Source organism: Propionivibrio sp., from assembly GCF_047602565.1.
In the GTDB taxonomy this organism is placed as follows: domain Bacteria; phylum Pseudomonadota; class Gammaproteobacteria; order Burkholderiales; family Rhodocyclaceae; genus Propionivibrio.
On record NZ_JASGGX010000001.1, the window covers coordinates 4,617,970 to 4,634,054 of the forward strand.

The 16,085-nt window shown below is 65.7% G+C and carries 12 protein-coding genes and 1 pseudogene; 9 read left to right on the top strand and 4 right to left on the bottom strand.

Features of this window, described 5'->3' with window-relative positions:
• The first annotated feature begins 6 nt into the window (after positions 1 to 6).
• Genes QM701_RS21835 through QM701_RS21860 form a run of 6 tightly spaced genes read left to right on the top strand, consistent with a single transcriptional unit; the run spans position 7 to position 6,083 of the window.
• A complete protein-coding gene (locus tag QM701_RS21835) occupies positions 7 to 1,329 on the top strand; it encodes a cell division protein ZipA C-terminal FtsZ-binding domain-containing protein (RefSeq protein WP_415169097.1) in 1,323 nt (440 codons plus the stop codon).
• Between the two features lie 17 nt (positions 1,330 to 1,346).
• Entirely contained in the window at positions 1,347 to 3,401 is a 2,055-nt protein-coding gene (gene ligA / locus QM701_RS21840) for an NAD-dependent DNA ligase LigA (protein WP_415169098.1), read from the top strand.
• Positions 3,398 to 4,270, top strand: coding sequence for a UTP--glucose-1-phosphate uridylyltransferase GalU (gene galU / locus QM701_RS21845; protein WP_415169099.1), 873 nt, complete (start codon positions 3,398 to 3,400; stop codon positions 4,268 to 4,270). The genes ligA and galU overlap by 4 nt, the downstream gene beginning before the upstream one ends.
• Positions 4,267 to 4,815, top strand: a complete 549-nt coding sequence (locus tag QM701_RS21850; protein WP_415169100.1) for a hypoxanthine-guanine phosphoribosyltransferase — start codon at positions 4,267 to 4,269, stop codon at positions 4,813 to 4,815. Before galU ends, QM701_RS21850 begins: the two co-directional genes overlap by 4 nt.
• A gap of 1 nt (position 4,816) precedes the next feature.
• Positions 4,817 to 5,572 (top strand): S-methyl-5'-thioinosine phosphorylase, encoded by a 756-nt coding sequence (locus QM701_RS21855; protein WP_415169101.1) that lies wholly within the window; start codon positions 4,817 to 4,819, stop codon positions 5,570 to 5,572.
• Between the two features lies 1 nt (position 5,573).
• The gene (locus tag QM701_RS21860) at positions 5,574 to 6,083 is read left to right on the top strand and encodes a peptide deformylase (protein WP_415169102.1); all 510 of its coding nucleotides are present in this window, start codon (positions 5,574 to 5,576) and stop codon (positions 6,081 to 6,083) included.
• 42 nt (positions 6,084 to 6,125) lie between these two features.
• On the opposite strand, the gene QM701_RS21865 is transcribed toward QM701_RS21860, so the two are convergent.
• From QM701_RS21865 to QM701_RS21880, 4 genes are all read right to left on the bottom strand, one after another.
• Positions 6,126 to 7,127, bottom strand: coding sequence for a peptidoglycan-binding protein (locus QM701_RS21865; RefSeq protein WP_415169103.1), 1,002 nt, complete (start codon positions 7,125 to 7,127; stop codon positions 6,126 to 6,128).
• A 185-nt stretch (positions 7,128 to 7,312) separates the two neighbouring features.
• A complete protein-coding gene (locus QM701_RS21870; RefSeq protein WP_415169104.1) occupies positions 7,313 to 9,898 on the bottom strand; it encodes a [protein-PII] uridylyltransferase in 2,586 nt (861 codons plus the stop codon).
• The gene (map, locus tag QM701_RS21875; protein ID WP_415169105.1) at positions 9,895 to 10,707 is read right to left on the bottom strand and encodes a type I methionyl aminopeptidase; all 813 of its coding nucleotides are present in this window, start codon (positions 10,705 to 10,707) and stop codon (positions 9,895 to 9,897) included. The genes QM701_RS21870 and map overlap by 4 nt, the downstream gene beginning before the upstream one ends.
• Before the next feature lie 111 nt (positions 10,708 to 10,818).
• Entirely contained in the window at positions 10,819 to 11,277 is a 459-nt protein-coding gene (locus QM701_RS21880; RefSeq protein ID WP_415169106.1) for a DUF4124 domain-containing protein, read from the bottom strand.
• A gap of 61 nt (positions 11,278 to 11,338) precedes the next feature.
• Here QM701_RS21880 and guaB point away from each other — a divergent pair.
• The 3 genes and pseudogenes from guaB to QM701_RS21895 all read left to right on the top strand — a co-directional run bounded on the left by guaB (position 11,339) and on the right by QM701_RS21895 (position 15,979).
• A pseudogene (guaB, locus tag QM701_RS21885) lies at positions 11,339 to 12,800 on the top strand (IMP dehydrogenase).
• Between the two features lie 61 nt (positions 12,801 to 12,861).
• The gene (gene guaA / locus QM701_RS21890) at positions 12,862 to 14,424 is read left to right on the top strand and encodes a glutamine-hydrolyzing GMP synthase (protein ID WP_415169107.1); all 1,563 of its coding nucleotides are present in this window, start codon (positions 12,862 to 12,864) and stop codon (positions 14,422 to 14,424) included.
• 337 nt (positions 14,425 to 14,761) lie between these two features.
• Positions 14,762 to 15,979: a tyrosine-type recombinase/integrase gene (locus QM701_RS21895; RefSeq protein ID WP_415169108.1), complete on the top strand. Its 1,218-nt coding sequence runs from the start codon at positions 14,762 to 14,764 to the stop codon at positions 15,977 to 15,979.
• Positions 15,980 to 16,085 lie beyond the last annotated feature (106 nt).

Consider the following 16,085-nt stretch of genomic DNA (forward strand, 5'->3'; position numbering starts at 1 on the left):
CAAGAGATGACCGAATTGCAGATGGGTTTGATCGGCCTCGGCGCCCTCGCCGTGGTGGGCGTGCTGGCCTACAACAAATGGCAGGAGGTGCGTCAGCGCCGGCAGGCGGAGAGCGTGCTCAAGGCCGACCACCCGGACGTCCTGCTCGACGGCGGCGCGCCGGAAGCGGCGGCGGACATGGTCGAGCCGGGCGGCGAGTTCGGCGAAGCCGTCCCGCCGGAACCGGAATTTTCTGCCGGCGAACCAGTGGCGGCGGAGGCGCGCGTCGAGCCCGTGCTGCGTTACGAACCCGACCCCGAGGAACTGGCGCCGCTGGACGCGCCGATCCCCGATCAGGCGGCCCCGATCATGCCGGAACCGCCGCTGCAGGCCGCGTCCGAGGCGTTCCAGTCAGAACCCGAACCCGTCGGCGCGGGCGGGCCGGCGGATCATCCGGCCGGCGCCGCGGCCGGTTCGCCGGCCGATCTCCCGGCCGCGTCCCCGGCGGGCGCCGTCGCGGAGGCCGCGCCTTTCCTCTCGCCACGCATCGATTTCATCGCCGCCATCGACGTGGTCGAGCCCGTCGCAGCGCAGCGCATCGTCGACGCGCCGAGGGACGCGCTGGCGCGCGTGCGCAAGCCGGTGCGCTGGATCGGCTACGACGAGGCGTCCGGCGAGTGGCAGCCGATTTCCGCGCGGCAGGGCGGCGAATACCGGCACATCCGGGCCGGCCTGCAGCTGGTAGACCGCCAGGGCGCGGTCAGCGAGAACGATCTGGCGATCTTCGCCTCGGCCATGCAGGATCTGGCCGACCAGCTGACCGGCATCGCCGATCTGCCGGCACGCCAGCAGGCGTTCGAGACCGCCATGCAGCTCGACCAGTTCTGCGCCGGCGTGGACATCCAGATCGGCATCAACGTGATCAGCCAGGGGCAGGCGTTTCCAGGCACCAAGCTGCGCGCGCTGGCCGAGGCGGCCGGCATGACGATCGACGGCGGCCGCCGGCGCTTCGTGCGCCGCGACGAGGACGGCAACGTGCTCTACGCGCTGCTGAACCAGGAAGAGCCCGGTTTCTCGGCCGAGACGATGCGCAGCATGAGCACGCACGGCCTGACCTTCCTGCTCGACGTGCCGTGCGTGGCGCACGGCGAACGCGTGTTCAACCAGATGGTCAACCTGGCGCGGCGGTTCGCCGACGTGCTGCACGGCGTGCTGGTCGACGACAACCGCCGGCCGCTGTCCGAGGCGGCGCTCGAACCGATCCGCCGGCAGATCGCCCAGTACCAGGCGATGCTCGCGGCGCGGCAACTGCCCGCGGGCACGCCGCTGACGCAGCGCCTGTTCTCCTGAGCCGGAACGCCGCGCGCATGAACGCTGAGGAACGCGCCAGGGCGCTGCGCGCCGAGATCGGGCGGCACGATTACCGCTACTACGTCCTCGACGACCCGTCGATCCCGGACGCGGAGTACGACCGCCTGTTCCGCGAACTGCAGGCGATCGAGGCCGAGCATCCCGAGCTGGCGACGCCCGATTCGCCGACCCGGCGCGTCGGCGGCAAGGCGCTCGACATGTTCCAGCCGGTGCGCCACGTCGTGCCGATGCTCTCCATCCGTACCGAGACCGATACCGAGGCCTCGGGCGCGTTCGCCTTCGACGCGCGCGTGCGGCGCGAGCTCGGGCTGGGCGAGGGCGATCCGCCCGTCGAATATGCCGTGGAACTGAAGTTCGACGGCCTGGCCATCAGCCTGCGCTACGAAAACGGTGTCCTGGCGCGCGCGGCGACGCGCGGCGACGGCCAGACGGGCGAGGACGTCACCGACAACGTGCGCACCGTCAAGCAGATTCCCCTGTGCCTGCATCCGGCGCCGGATCAGCCAGCGCCGCCGGAAGTGCTGGAGGTGCGCGGCGAGATCTACATGAAGCGCGCGGATTTCGAGCGCTTCAACGCGCGGGCGCAGGCCGCCGGCGAAAAGACGCTGGTCAATCCGCGCAACGCGGCGGCGGGCAGCATCCGCCAGCTCGATTCGAGGATCGCCGCCAGCCGGCCGCTGTCCTTTTTCGCCTACGGGCTGGGCGAAGTGCGCGGCTGGCCGGTGCCGGCGACCCACGGCGCGGTCCTCGACGCCCTGCAGGCCTTCGGCCTGCCGGTCTGCGCGGAGCGTGCCGTGGTGCGCGGTCCGCAGGCGCTGGCGGACTTTCACGCGCGCGTCGGCGCGGCCAGGAATGCGTTGCCGTTCGCCATCGACGGCGTGGTGTACAAGGTCAATGCGCTGGCCCTGCAGCGCGAGCTCGGCTTCGTCTCGCGCGAACCGCGCTGGGCCGTGGCGCACAAGTATCCGGCCGAGGAAGCGGTGACCGAGGTGCTCGGCATCGGCGTGCAGGTCGGCCGCACCGGCGCGCTGACGCCGGTGGCGCGCCTGGCGCCGGTGTTCGTCGGCGGCGTGACGGTGACCAACGCCACGCTGCACAACGAGGACGAGGTGCGGCGCAAGGACGTGCGCATCGGCGACACGGTGATCGTGCGCCGCGCCGGCGACGTGATCCCCGAGATCGTGCGCGCGGTGCCGGAAAAGCGTCCGCTCATGGCGCCGGAGTTCATCATGCCGCGGCTGTGCCCGGTGTGCGGCTCGCAGGTGGTGAAGAGCGAGGACGAAGCCGTGGCGCGCTGCGGCGGCGGGCTGTACTGTCCGGCGCAGCGCAAGCAGGCGCTGATCCATTTCGCCTCGCGCCGGGCGATGGACATCGAAGGGCTCGGCGAAAAGCTGGTCGACCAGCTCGTCGAACTCGACCTGGTGCACACGCCGGCCGACGTGTACGCGCTGGCGCTGCCGACGCTGGCGGAGCTCGAACGGATGGGCGAGAAATCGGCGGCCAACCTGATCGCCGCGATCGAGCACAGCAAGCGGACCACGCTGGCGCGTTTCATCTACGCGCTCGGCATCCGCAACGTCGGCGAGGCGACGGCGCGCGACCTGGCGCTCCACTTCGGGAATCTCGATTGCCTGCTGGCAGCCGACGAGGAGGCGCTGATGCGGGTGGCCGACGTGGGGCCGGTGGTGGCGCAATGCCTGCGCCAGTTCTTCGGCGAGCCGCACAACCTGGAAGTCGTCCGGCAGCTGCGCGCCGCCGGCATCCACTGGCCGGAAGGCGAGCCGCGGGCGGCGGGAACCGGGACGCTGTCGGGCAGGTCCTTCGTGCTCACCGGCACGCTGCCGTCGCTCTCCCGCGAGGAGGCCAAGGCGCTGATCGAGGCGGCGGGTGGCAAGGTCACCGGGTCGGTGTCGAAGAAGACGGATTTCGTGGTGGCCGGCGCGGAGGCCGGGTCGAAACTGGAGAAAGCGAAGGAGTTGAACGTAAGTGTCATCGACGAGGCGCAGTTGCGCGAACTCGTCGGCATGCCAGAGGAAAGGACGAAACCATGACCAAAGTCAGAAAAGCCGTGTTCCCCGTCGCCGGATTGGGGACCCGTTTCCTGCCGGCCACCAAGGCCAGCCCCAAGGAGATGATGCCGATCGTCGACAAGCCGCTGATCCAGTACGCCGTCGAGGAAGCCGTCGCGGCCGGGGTGACCGAGATGATCTTCGTCACCGGGCGCACCAAGCGGGCCATCGAGGACCACTTCGACAAGGCCTACGAGCTCGAAAGCGAACTGGCGCTGCGCCACAAGAACGACACGCTGGAGTTCGTGCAGAACATGCTGCCCAAGCAGATCAACTGCATCTACATCCGCCAGCCGGAGGCGCTGGGGCTGGGCCACGCCATCCTGTGCGCCAAGCCGGTGATCGGCGAGGAGCCGTTCGCCGTGCTGCTGGCCGACGACCTGCTCGACGGCCAGCCGCCGGTGATGAAGCAGATGACCGACGTGTTCGACTACTATCGCTGCTCGGTCATCGGCGTGCTCGACGTGCCGCCGGCGGAGACGCGCAGCTACGGCATCGTCAAGTCCTCGTCGATCGCCGACAGCCTCGAGCGCATCGAGGCGATCGTCGAAAAACCCAAGCCCGAGGAGGCGCCGTCGACCCTCGGCGTGGTCGGGCGGTACATCCTGACGCCGCGCATCTTCCATCACCTGGAAAACGTCGGCACGGGCTCCGGCGGGGAAATCCAGCTGACCGACGGCATCGCCTCGATGCTGCGCGAGGAGCAGGTGCTGGCGTACCGCTATTACGGTACCCGCTACGATTGCGGTTCCAAGCTCGGCTACCTGCAGGCCACCGTCGAATTCGGCCGGCGTCATCCGGAGGTGGGGAGCGATTTCACCAACTATTTGAAACACTTGGGCGAGGTATGACAGACTTTCAAGAGGCGCGGGCAATTCTCGCCGGGTCGGAAATCATCCATTCGGCGGAGACGGTGTCCGCCGCCGTGACGCGCGTCGCCGCGCAGATCACGGAAAAACTGGGGGAGAGCAATCCCCTGGTGCTGTGCGTCATGAGCGGCGGCGTCCCGTTCGCCGGGCAACTGCTGATGCAGCTGCGCTTCCCGCTCGATTTCGACTACATGCACGTGACCCGCTACGGCCAGGAAACCTCGGGCGGCGCGCTGTCGTGGCGGGCTTCGCCGCGCACGCCGGTCGAAGGGCGGACCGTGCTGATCGTCGACGACATCCTCGACGAGGGCTTCACCCTGGCGGCGATCGTCGAGCGCATGCGCGAACTCGGCGTCGCGGCCTGCTACACCGCGGTGGCGACCGACAAGCTGAACGGCAAGACCAAGCCGCTCAAGGCCGATTTCGTCGCGCTCACCGTGCCGGATCGCTTCGTTTTCGGGTACGGCATGGACGTGCGCGGCAAATGGCGCAACCTGCCGGCCATCTACGCCGTGAAGGAGAGCTGAGATGCTGGCGGTCATCGGCGGCAGCGGACTTTCGAAACTGGCCAACCTCGACGTCTCGCACCGCGAGGTGCTGCGCACGCCCTACGGCGAACCGTCCGGCGCGGTCACCTTCGGGCAGATCCGCGGCTGCCCGGTGGCCTTCCTCGCGCGGCACGGCTACGGCCACACCATTCCGCCGCACGAGGTGAACTACCGGGCCAACATCTGGGCGCTGAGCAAGCGCGGGGCGCAAGCCATCGTCTCCGTGGCCTCGGTCGGCTGCATCCGGCCGGACCTGAAACCCGGCGACGTGGTCATCCCGCACCAGATCATCGACTACACCTGGGGCCGGAAGAACACGTATTTCGAGGGGCACGACAGCGGCGTCGTGCATATCGACTTCACCGACCCGTACGATGCGGGCCTGCGCGCCCGGCTGATCAAGGCGGCCGGCCTCGCGGGCGTGGCGGTCAGCGAGGCGGCGGTCTATGCCGTGACGCAGGGGCCGCGCCTGGAAACGGCCGCCGAGGTCAACCGTTACGAGCGCGACGGCGCCGACGTGGTGGGCATGACCGGCATGCCCGAAGCCGCGTTGGCCAGGGAACTGGGCGTGCCCTACGCGGCGATCAACGTGGTGGCCAATTACGCGGCGGGGCGCGCGGACAGCCTGAACGGCATCCACTTCGACAAGCTCGAAGCGGTGCTGGCGGAATCCATGGGCCGCGCGCGCGCCATCATCGACAGCCTGGTGGACTGTGGCGATCCGGCCGGTTCTTAGGATGGGCGACGCCCGCCTGCTGCAGCGGGCGGAGGAAGTCGTCCGGTTCGGCACGCCGGAACTGCGCGCGCTGATCGCCGACATGGAAGACACCATGCACGCCCTGGACGGCGCCGGCCTGGCCGCGCCACAGATCGGCGTCGGGCTGCGGGTGGTCATCTTCGGCTTCGATTTCAACCCGCGCTATCCGGAGGCCGGCAGCGTGCCGTACACCGTCCTGATCAATCCGGTGCTGACGCCGCTTGCCGAGGAGATCGAGGAAGGGTGGGAAGGCTGCCTGTCGGTCCCGGGCTTGCGCGGCGTGGTGCCGCGCTGGCGGCACCTGCGTTACGAGGGCTTCGATCCGGAGGGCAGGCGCATCGACCGGACCGTGGAGGGTTTCCATGCGCGCGTCGTGCAGCACGAGACGGACCACCTGGACGGCATTCTGTATCCGATGCGCATGCGGGACATGAGCCGCTTCGGCTTCACGGACCTCCTGTTCCCGGACCAGGCGGGCGCGTCCGAGTGAACGCCGCCGCCCGGCGGGCGTCCGGGCGGCGCGGCTCCAGGCTTACCTCGAAAGCTCGGCGATGGTCGCCTGATCCAGCGCGCCGGTCACCGGAATCCGGCGCGACTGCTGGAAGCGGCTCAGCTGCGACTTGGTGCGCGGCCCGAGATTGCCGTCCGGCTTGCCGACGTTGAAGCCGAGCTCGTTGAGCTTGTCCTGGGCCTCGAACAGCGTCATCGCGCGCTGCGGCCCGGCGGTGGCGCCCTGTACGGCCAGATTGCCGCCCGTGCCGAGGCCGCCCTTGACTTCCTGCGCCTTGTAGCTGCGCACGGCGCGCACCACGCCGTTGTAGGAATCCATGAACGCCGCGACGATCACCTTGCCTTCCGCGGTGTTGGCGTAGCCGCCGCCGGACGCGCCGAAGCCGCTGCCGAGCATGCCGCCGAACATGCCGAAGTCCCAGTTCCTGGCGCTGCCCTCGGCGGCGGCCAGCTGCACGCCGGAACGGTTGTCGACCAGCGTCAGCAGGGTGCTGGCTTCCTTGGCATTGAGATTGCCGCCGATGCGCGCGCCGATCGGGCCGAGCAGCCCGCCGACGGCGGCGCCCATGCCGCCGGCGTTGTTGTTGGAGAAGGTGATGGACGGCGAGAGCGAGTAATCCGCCGAGACCATCTGGCCCTTGCCGAAGTTGGAGCTCGAACGCAGTTCGCCGGTCTGCGACAGCGCGCGTTCCTGCATCATGTTGTCCATCGCGCGTCCGCGTTCGACCACCACGAAGCAGTTCGACTGCTGGATCATCAGCTTGAGCACCGGCGAGGTGGAACCCAGCCGGTACTGGCCGGTGAGGATGCCGTACCACGGGGCGGTGGTGTCCTCGACCAGGGTGATGGTGCCGAGCGAGGCGTCGCAGCGTTCCAGCTTGTTGTTGGCGTTCTGGCTTTGCGAGCCTCCTGCCGATCCCGTCGCTTCCGTTTTGGCTTCGGACGAGCCCATCTGCATGTTCGAGCACGCGGCCAGGGCCAGCGCAACGGCGGAGAGGACGGGCAGTGAGACGATTCTATTCATGGGCAGCTTTCCTTTCATGGAGTAGACGGTTGCTACGAGGAGGGAGGACTGACAGGGCAATGCCAATGTCAGTGAACAAGCCGGAAAGCATTATGCCATGAAAATGGCCGCGCATCCCTATGCAATAGAGATGCGCGGCCGGGATGATTGCCGGATCGCCGGACGTTGCCGGCGGCGGGGCCGGGTCAGGATTGCAGCTGGTTCAGCAGTTCCGTTTCGAGTTTGATCCGGCTGGCGCTGTTGACGAGATCGCCGCCGGTGATCAGGAAGGTGTCCTCGACCCGTTCTCCCAGGGTCACGATCTTGGCGGTGTGGAGGCTCGCACCATGGGTGGCCAGCACGCTGGCGACGGTGTACAGCAGGCCGGGACGGTCGGCGGCGCTGACGGAAAGGACGAATTGCGCGTCCTTCTCGTCGTTCTCGATGGTCACCTGCGGCCGGATCGGGAAGTGCTTCACCTGGCGCGAGATGCGTCCCTGGGCCGGCCGTTCCGGAGGCCCCTGCTGGAGCAGGCGCTCCTTCAGCTCGTGCTCGATGTAGTGGATCATGCTGCGGTCGCTGTCGCGCCCGGTGACGTCGAGCATGATGAAGCTGTCCAGCGCGTAGCCGTGCTTGGTGGTGTGGATGCGCGCGTCGAGGATGTTGTAGCCCGCCCGGCTGAAAAAGCCGACCATGCGGGCGAACAGGTCGCGCTGGTCGCGCGTGTAGGCCATCACCTCGATGCCGTCGCCGTGCGGGTTGAGGCGGGCCTTGACGACGGGCTCCTCGGTGTTGATGCGGTAGTGCAGGGCGCGCGCGTGCCAGGCGATTTCCTCGGCGGAATGGCGCAGGAAATACACCGTGTCGAGCTGGTTCCAGAGCTGTTCGTGGGCCGATTCGTGAATGCCGTGGTAGAGCATCAGGCGCAGGGCTTCCTCCTTGCGCTCCCTGATGATGCCCTGCGCCGGCACTTGTCCGCCCGACAGCAGGAGGCGGCGGGTCTGGTTGTACAGGCCTTCGAGCAGTTGGCCCTTCCACGAATTCCAGACTTTCGGGCTGGTACCGCGGATGTCCGCCACGGTCAGCAGGTAGAGCGCGGTCAGGTGGCGCTCGTCCTTGACCATCCGGGCGAACGCGGCGACCACGTCGGGATCGGCGATGTCCTGTTTCTGGGCGACGTTGGACATGACCAGGTGGTGGCGCACCAGCCAGACGATCAGCTCGGCGTCCTCTTCCGCCAGTCCGTGCTCGTCGCAGAATTCCAGGGCGTCGAAGGCGCCGAGCTCGGAGTGGCCGCCGCCGCGTCCTTTGGCGATGTCGTGGAACAGGGCGGCGATGTAGAGCAGCCACGGCTTCTCGAATTCGCTGATCAGCTGGCTGCAGAACGGGTACTCGTGGGTGAAGTCGGTGTCCGAGAAACGGCGCAGGTTGCGCAGCACCTGCAGGATGTGCTGGTCCACGGTGTAGACGTGGAACAGGTCGTGCTGCATCTGCCCGACGATGGCGCCGAACTTCGGCAGGTAGCGGCCGAGGATGTCGAACTGGTTCATGCGCCGCAGTTCGTGCAGCACGCCGCGCGGCTGCTTGAAAATCTCGATGAAGCGTTCCTTGTTCAGCGGGTTCTGCCGGAAGTCGTCGTCGATCAGCTTGCGCGCGCGCCACAGCGAGCGGATCGTCCGCGCGGTCAGGCCTTTCAGCTCCGAATGCTGCTCCATCAGCAGGAAGGCTTCCAGCATGGCGGGGGGATGCTCGGTGAACACCCGCTCGTGGGTGACGTCCAGCAGCTGGTGCGCGTTCTGGAAACGCTCGTTGATCAGGATCGGCGCATGCTCGGCCGAAGGGAAGATCGCCGCGCCCATGTTCTGCAGCAGGATCGTGTTGAGCTGCATGATCGTCTTGGCGGTGCGGTAATACTCCTGCATCAGCTGCTCGCTGGCGCGCCGGGTCGGCTTGTCGCGGAAGCCGAGCCGTTCGGCGAGCGCTGTCTGGTAATCGAACAGCAGGCGGTCTTCCTGCCGCCCGGCGTGGTAGTGCAGCTGGATGCGCAGGTTCTGCAGGAAGCGCTCGCGGCGATCCAGCCCCTGTTCTTCCTGGTAGGTGATGAAGCCGTGGCGCTTCAGGTCGCGCCAGCTGTTGCCGTAGCCCGTGGCCTGCGCGATCCACAGGATCGTCTGCAGGTCGCGCAGCCCGCCCGGACTGTCCTTGCAGTTGGGTTCCAGGCTGAACGGCGTTTCCTGGTACCGGCGGTGGCGTTCTTCCTGCTCGACGCGCTTGGTGTGGTAGAACGCCTGCGGATCGAGGTGTTTCTTGAATTCGGAGGCCATCCGGCTGAACAGGCCGTAGTTGCCGACGATCAGCCGCGCTTCGACCAGCGCCGTCTGGACGGTCAGGTCGCCGTCGGCCTCCCGCAGGCAATCCTCGACGGTGCGCACGCTGTGGCCGATCTCCAGGCCGATGTCCCAGAACAGGCCGACCAGCTGTTCGAGCTGCCCGGCGCGCGCCGGGTCGGGATCGTCCGGCAGGAGAATCAGCAGGTCGATGTCCGAAGACGGCCACAGCTCGCCGCGGCCATAGCCGCCGACCGCGCAGAGCGCCATCGAATCGGGCAGGTGCAGCTCGGTCCACAGGTCGCGCAGCGCCTCGTCGATCAGGTGGCAGCGTTCGTAGAGCAGGCAGGCCGGGTCGGGGTCGTAGCTGGACAGATATTGGTCGCGCAGCGCGCGCTGGCCTTTCTGAATCCGCGACTTGTAGCGGGAAAGGAGCTGGGTGCGCTCCGCGGCATCGAGTTTCATCGATTTGCCGGTCCGACCCAGTCGGGGGCCGGGCGCATGCCCTCGGAGACGGTGAGGATCTCGTAGCCGGTTTCGGTGACGAGGACGGTATGCTCCCACTGCGCGGACAGGCTGTGGTCCTTGGTGACCACCGTCCAGCCGTCCGCCAGCGCGCGGATGGCCGCCTTGCCGGCGTTGATCATCGGTTCGATGGTGAAGATCATGTTCGGCCGCAGCACGACGCCCGTGCCGGGCTTGCCGTAATGGACGACCTGCGGATCTTCATGGAAGCTGGCGCCGACGCCGTGGCCGCAGAATTCCCTGACCACCGAGAATCCGGCGCCCTCGGCGTGCTGCTGGATGGCGTGGCCGATGTCGCCCAGGCTGGCGCCCGGACGGACCTGCTCGATGCCCTTCCACAGGCATTCGAAGGTGACGTCGCAGAGCCGCCGGGCCTGGATCGAGGTCTCGCCGATCAGGAACATGCGGCTGGTGTCGCCGTGGTAGCCGTCCTTGATGGTGGTGATGTCGATGTTGACGATGTCGCCGCTCCGGAGCTGCTTCTCGCCGGGGATGCCGTGGCAGATCTGGTGGTTGACCGACGTGCAGATCGACTTCGGATACGGCTTGTAGCCCGACGGCGCGTAGTTCAACGGCGCCGGGACGCAGCCCTGCACGTTGACCATGTAGTCGTGGCAGAGCGTGTCCAGCTCCCCCGTCGTGACACCGGGTTTCACGAACGGCGTGATGTAGTCGAGCACTTCCGCGGCCAGGCGGCAGGCGACCCGCATTTTTTCGATTTCGTCGGGGGTTTTGAGAATGATGCTCATGATTTCGGGCGCGAACGGACAAGCCTCGAAGGATAGCGGACTACTCGGGCTCAGGCAATTTGCGCGGGAATCCGGTTCGCCCGGCCGGGGCGTCTCAGCCCCGCGCTGAGGTCATTTGCACTGCGCTTCGAGAAAGCGCTTCGTTTTCGCCGTTTCCTGGTCGCGCTGCGCGTCGTCCAGGTAATAGCGTTCGCCCTTGTCGTCGCGCAGGGCGATCCGCTCGCCGGATTCGAGCGCCTGCAATTGCCGGCGCGCATTCTGGCAGCTCTCGTTGCGTTCGGCGGAGGCGACTTCATCCTTTTTTGCCTTCTCGGCGTTCTCCTGCGCTTCCTTCTGCCGCTTGCGGAATTCCAGTTCGCGGTCGGCCAGCGACGGTTGTTGCTTGGCGCCCGTTTTCGCCGGCGAGGCCGAGTCGATCTGTTTTTGCAGGGTGACCTGGCCGACGGGCGGTTTGTCGGAAATCACGGTTTTCCCGTTCTGGTCTTTCCATTGATAGATTTGCGCGCTGGCCGGCAACGCCAGGCACAGCGCGGCGGCAAGCAGGGAAAGGGTGGTTCGTCTAGGTCGCATGGTCGTCCTGAGTGGTGGCGCATGCTGTATAATACGTTTTTGTGACATCGGATTAAAGGTTATGCGTGTAATTCAGAAAGCATTGACTTTTGACGACGTTCTGCTCGTTCCCGCCCACTCCGCCGTTCTCCCCCGCGATGTCCGCCTGCAGACCCGGCTGACGCGCAACATTTCGCTCAACATGCCGTTGATTTCGGCGGCCATGGACACGGTGACCGAGAGCCGCCTGGCCATCGCCCTGGCCCAGGAAGGCGGCATCGGCATCGTGCACAAGAATCTTTCCCCCAAGGCGCAGGCGGCCGAGGTGGCCAAGGTCAAGCGCTTCGAATCGGGGATTCTCAAGGACCCTATCACCGTCCCGCCGACCATGTCGGTGCGCGACGTCGTCGAACTCGCGCGTGCGCACAAGATTTCGGGATTCCCGGTGGTCGAGGGCGCGCGCGTGGTCGGCATCGTGACCAACCGCGACCTGCGCTTCGAGACCAATCTCGACCAGCCGATACGCAACATCATGACCCCCCGGGAGCGCCTGGTGACGGTCCGGGAAGGCGCCACGGTCGAGGAAGGCAAGGCGCTGATCCACAAGCACCGTCTGGAACGGGTGCTGGTCGTCAATGACGCTTTCGAACTGCGCGGGCTGATCACCGTCAAGGACATCATCAAGACCACGGAGCACCCGGACGCCTGCAAGGACCCGCACGGACGCCTGCGCGTCGGCGCCGCCATCGGCGTCGGCGCCGGGACGGAGGAGCGCGCGGAATTGCTGGCCGAGGCCGGCGTTGACGTGATCGTGGTTGACACGGCGCACGGGCATTCGCAGGGCGTGCTGGACCGTGTGTCCTGGGTCAAGCGGAATTTCCCCGCCGTTCGACGTGATCGGCGGCAACATCGCCACCGGGGACGCGGCCAGGGCGTTGCTCGACCACGGGGCCGACGGCGTCAAGGTCGGCATCGGACCGGGCTCGATCTGCACCACGCGGATCGTGGCCGGCGTCGGCGTGCCGCAGATCACGGCGATCCAGCTGGTGTCCGATGCCATCCGCGACACGGGCGTGCCGCTGATCGCCGATGGCGGCATCCGCTATTCGGGCGACATCTGCAAGGCGATCGCCGCCGGCGGGCACTGCGTCATGCTCGGCGGGCTGTTCGCCGGCACCGAGGAAGCGCCGGGTGAGGTGGAGCTGTTCCAGGGGCGCTCCTACAAGTCCTACCGGGGTATGGGGTCCATCGGCGCGATGGCCGACGGCGCCGCCGACCGGTATTTCCAGGACAGTTCCGCCAACATCGACAAGCTGGTGCCCGAAGGGATCGAAGGTCGCGTCCCGTACAAGGGCTCGGTGCTCGCCGTGATCCACCAGCTGATCGGCGGCCTGCGCTCCTCGATGGGCTATCTCGGGTGCGCGACCATCACGGAAATGCACGCGCGGGCGGCGTTCGTCGAGATCACTTCCGCCGGCGTCCGCGAATCGCACGTGCATGACGTCCAGATCACCAAGGAAGCGCCGAACTACCACGTGGACTAACCAGTTTTTTTGCAGCGAAGGGCGGCTCGGATGGCCGCCCTTGCTTATTCAGGGCTCGAAAATGGCACACCAGAAAATCCTCATCCTCGATTTCGGTTCCCAGGTCACGCAACTGATCGCCCGCCGGGTGCGCGAGCAGCAGGTCTATTGCGAACTGCATCCCTTCGACGTGGGCGAGGAGTTCATCCGCGCCTTCGGGCCGGCGGGCATCATTCTTTCGGGCGGGCCGAATTCGGTCTACGAGGCGCAGGAATGGCGGGCACCGCAGGTCGTGTTCGAGCTGGGCGTGCCGGTCCTCGGCATCTGCTACGGCATGCAGACCATGGCGCAGCAGCTCGGCGGCAAGGTCGAAAGTTCCGGCAAGCGCGAGTTCGGCTACGCCGAGATCGAGGTGCGCGGGGATGCGGCGCTGTTCAAGGGAATCCACGATCGCCTCGACGGCGCAGCGCGCTATCTCGACGTCTGGATGAGCCACGGCGACAAGGTGACCGAACCGCCGCCGGGCTTCAAGGTGATCGCCGGCAACGAGGCCTGCCCGATCGCCGCGATGGCCGACGAAACGCGCGGCTTCTACGCGGCGCAGTTCCATCCGGAAGTGACGCACACGCTGCAGGGCAAGGAGATTTTCGCCCGTTTCGTGCACGACATCTGCGGCTGCGGGCGCGACTGGAACATGCCGGACTACGTCAATGAAGTCATCGAGAAAGTTCGGGCACAGGTCGGCACGGAAGAAGTGATCCTCGGCCTGTCCGGCGGCGTCGATTCCTCGGTGGTCGCCGCGCTGCTGCATCGCGCGATCGGCGACCAACTGACCTGCGTGTTCGTCGACAACGGCCTGCTGCGTCTCAACGAAGCCGAGCAGGTGATGCAGACCTTCGCCCGCAACCTCGGCGTGAAGGTGATTCACGTCGATGCCACGCAGCAGTTCCTGGGCCATCTTGCCGGCGTGACCGACCCGGAACAGAAGCGCAAGATCATCGGCCGCGAATTCGTCGAAGTGTTCCAGGCCGAAGCGAAGAAGCTGCCCAACGCGAAATGGCTGGCGCAGGGCACCATCTACCCGGACGTGATCGAATCCGCCGGTTCGAAGACCAAGAAGGCGCACACCATCAAGAGCCACCACAACGTCGGCGGCCTGCCGGAGACGCTCAATCTCAAGCTGCTGGAACCCCTGCGCGAACTGTTCAAGGACGAGGTGCGCGAACTCGGCATCGCGCTCGGCCTGCCGCACGCGATGGTTTACCGCCATCCCTTCCCGGGTCCGGGCCTCGGGGTGCGCATCCTCGGCGAGGTCAAGCGCGAGTACGCCGACCTGCTGCGCCGGGCCGACGCCATTTTCATCGACGAACTGCGCGCCGCCGACTGGTACGACAAGACCAGCCAGGCCTTCGCCGTTTTCCTCCCGGTCAAATCCGTGGGGGTGATGGGGGATGGACGGACCTACGAATACGTGGTCGCCTTGCGCGCCGTGCAGACACAGGATTTCATGACGGCGCACTGGGCGGAACTGCCGCACAGCCTGCTCGGACGGGTGTCCAACCGGATCATCAACGAGGTGCGGGGCATCAACCGGGTGGTGTACGACATCTCGGGGAAGCCGCCGGCGACGATCGAGTGGGAGTAGGGATTAATTTTTCCCCATATAAATCAATGCGTTAAACAAGCCTGCAAAGATAATTCACTGGCAGCGCAGGCTTCGTAAGCTGTTGATTTAAATTGTTTTCTCATCTGAAACCTTTACGAGTCAGGCGTTGCCAGGCGACGAATTTGACGGTATCGCTAACGGTACGAACGAGTTCTTTGCGCTAGGCCGTTTTGGGGCAAGATTTGGCGGTCACAGAAATACCGTCTGTGACGGTAGAAATTGATCCCTGAAGCTAGGTTTCATGCAGGTTCGCGGGCATCTGTATGCCTCTTGATTGGTGACGGCAATTGGCCGTCTCGATCAGGAGAAAAATTAGATGCTCACAGACCTTGCCCTTCGAAACCTCAAGCCTCGCGCGACCCTTTACAAAGTTGCTGACCGCAATGGCATGTACGTGGCTATTCTGCCGACGGGCTCCATTTCCTTCAGGTACGACTACCGCATCAATGGCCGGCGCGAGACGCTGACTATTGGTCGCTACGGTTTTGGTGGCATCTCGCTCGCCGCGGCACGGGAAAAGTTGTTGGATGCCAGGCAATTGGTGCGCGACGGCATTTCACCAGCCCTGCAGAAGCGGCGAGAGAAGGCCCGCGGCCCCGAAACCAAGACTTTCAGTGACCATGCGATCCAGTGGCTTTACGGGGCCACCATGGCTGATTCGACGCGGTCGATGCGTAAGAGCGTGTTGGACCGCGACATCCTGCCGACCTTCAGCAAGCGCCTTTTGAGAGAGGTTCATGTAGAGGATCTGCGCGCACTGTGCATGCGAGTGAAAGAGCGAGGGGCGCCAGCGACGGCGATTCATGTGCGTGACATCGTCAAGCAGATCTATGGTTACGCCAACCTGCACGGGGAGAAGGTGACCAATCCTGCCGACGAACTTGGCCCGGGATCCATCGCTATGTTCGTGCCCAAAGATCGGGTGCTATCTCAGGTGGAAATCCAGTTGATGCATCAGCAATTGGATCGTGTACCGACCTATCCTGCCATTCGGCTCGCGTTGCGTTTGATTCTGCTGACGCTGGTGCGCAAGAGCGAACTGATTGAGGCAACTTGGAACAAGGTTGATTTCGAGGCGGCTGTATGGACTATCCCGAAGGCTCGCATGAAGGGGAGGAGGGCGCACAATGTGTACCTGTCTTCTCAGGCGCTCGACATCATGATCGCACTGCGCACATGTGCCGCCGGATCAAGGTATGTATTGCCCTCACGATACGACGCGGATCGATGCATGTCGAAGGCCACGCTGAACCGCGTCACACAGCTAATCGCTGAACGGGCGAAAGAGGCGGGGTTGCCATTGGAGCCATTCACCGTCCATGATTTGAGGCGAACGGGCTCCACGTTGCTCAACGAAGCTGGTTTCAATGGTGACTGGATCGAAAAGTGCCTTGCACACGAAAGCGGACGCTCTTCGCGGTCGGTCTACAACAAGGCGGAGTATTCAAAACAGCGTCGTCACATGCTCCAAGAGTGGGCGAACATGGTCGATGCATGGGCCGTCAGCGAGACATACATGCCTATACTGACCTGACATACATGGTGGCAGTTTTTGCTCGAAGACAAAGCCGCCCATTCGGGTGGCAATTTTCGGGTCATCATTGGTATGGGGAGGACTGCTGAATTATCGACTTACTTTA

What these genes read in the sequence shown, in the direction of transcription:
- QM701_RS21860 (WP_415169102.1), top strand. Translation starts at nt 5,574, where the DNA reads ATGGGCGACGCCCGCCTGCTGCAGCGGGCGGAGGAAGTCGTCCGGTTC.
- guaA (WP_415169107.1), top strand. Translation starts at nt 12,862, where the DNA reads ATGGCACACCAGAAAATCCTCATCCTCGATTTCGGTTCCCAGGTCACG.
- QM701_RS21880 (WP_415169106.1), bottom strand. Translation starts at nt 11,277, where the DNA reads ATGCGACCTAGACGAACCACCCTTTCCCTGCTTGCCGCCGCGCTGTGC.
- QM701_RS21855 (WP_415169101.1), top strand. Translation starts at nt 4,817, where the DNA reads ATGCTGGCGGTCATCGGCGGCAGCGGACTTTCGAAACTGGCCAACCTC.
- QM701_RS21870 (WP_415169104.1), bottom strand. Translation starts at nt 9,898, where the DNA reads ATGAAACTCGATGCCGCGGAGCGCACCCAGCTCCTTTCCCGCTACAAG.
- QM701_RS21835 (WP_415169097.1), top strand. Translation starts at nt 7, where the DNA reads ATGACCGAATTGCAGATGGGTTTGATCGGCCTCGGCGCCCTCGCCGTG.
- ligA (WP_415169098.1), top strand. Translation starts at nt 1,347, where the DNA reads ATGAACGCTGAGGAACGCGCCAGGGCGCTGCGCGCCGAGATCGGGCGG.
- QM701_RS21895 (WP_415169108.1), top strand. Translation starts at nt 14,762, where the DNA reads ATGCTCACAGACCTTGCCCTTCGAAACCTCAAGCCTCGCGCGACCCTT.
- galU (WP_415169099.1), top strand. Translation starts at nt 3,398, where the DNA reads ATGACCAAAGTCAGAAAAGCCGTGTTCCCCGTCGCCGGATTGGGGACC.
- map (WP_415169105.1), bottom strand. Translation starts at nt 10,707, where the DNA reads ATGAGCATCATTCTCAAAACCCCCGACGAAATCGAAAAAATGCGGGTC.
- QM701_RS21850 (WP_415169100.1), top strand. Translation starts at nt 4,267, where the DNA reads ATGACAGACTTTCAAGAGGCGCGGGCAATTCTCGCCGGGTCGGAAATC.
- QM701_RS21865 (WP_415169103.1), bottom strand. Translation starts at nt 7,127, where the DNA reads ATGAATAGAATCGTCTCACTGCCCGTCCTCTCCGCCGTTGCGCTGGCC.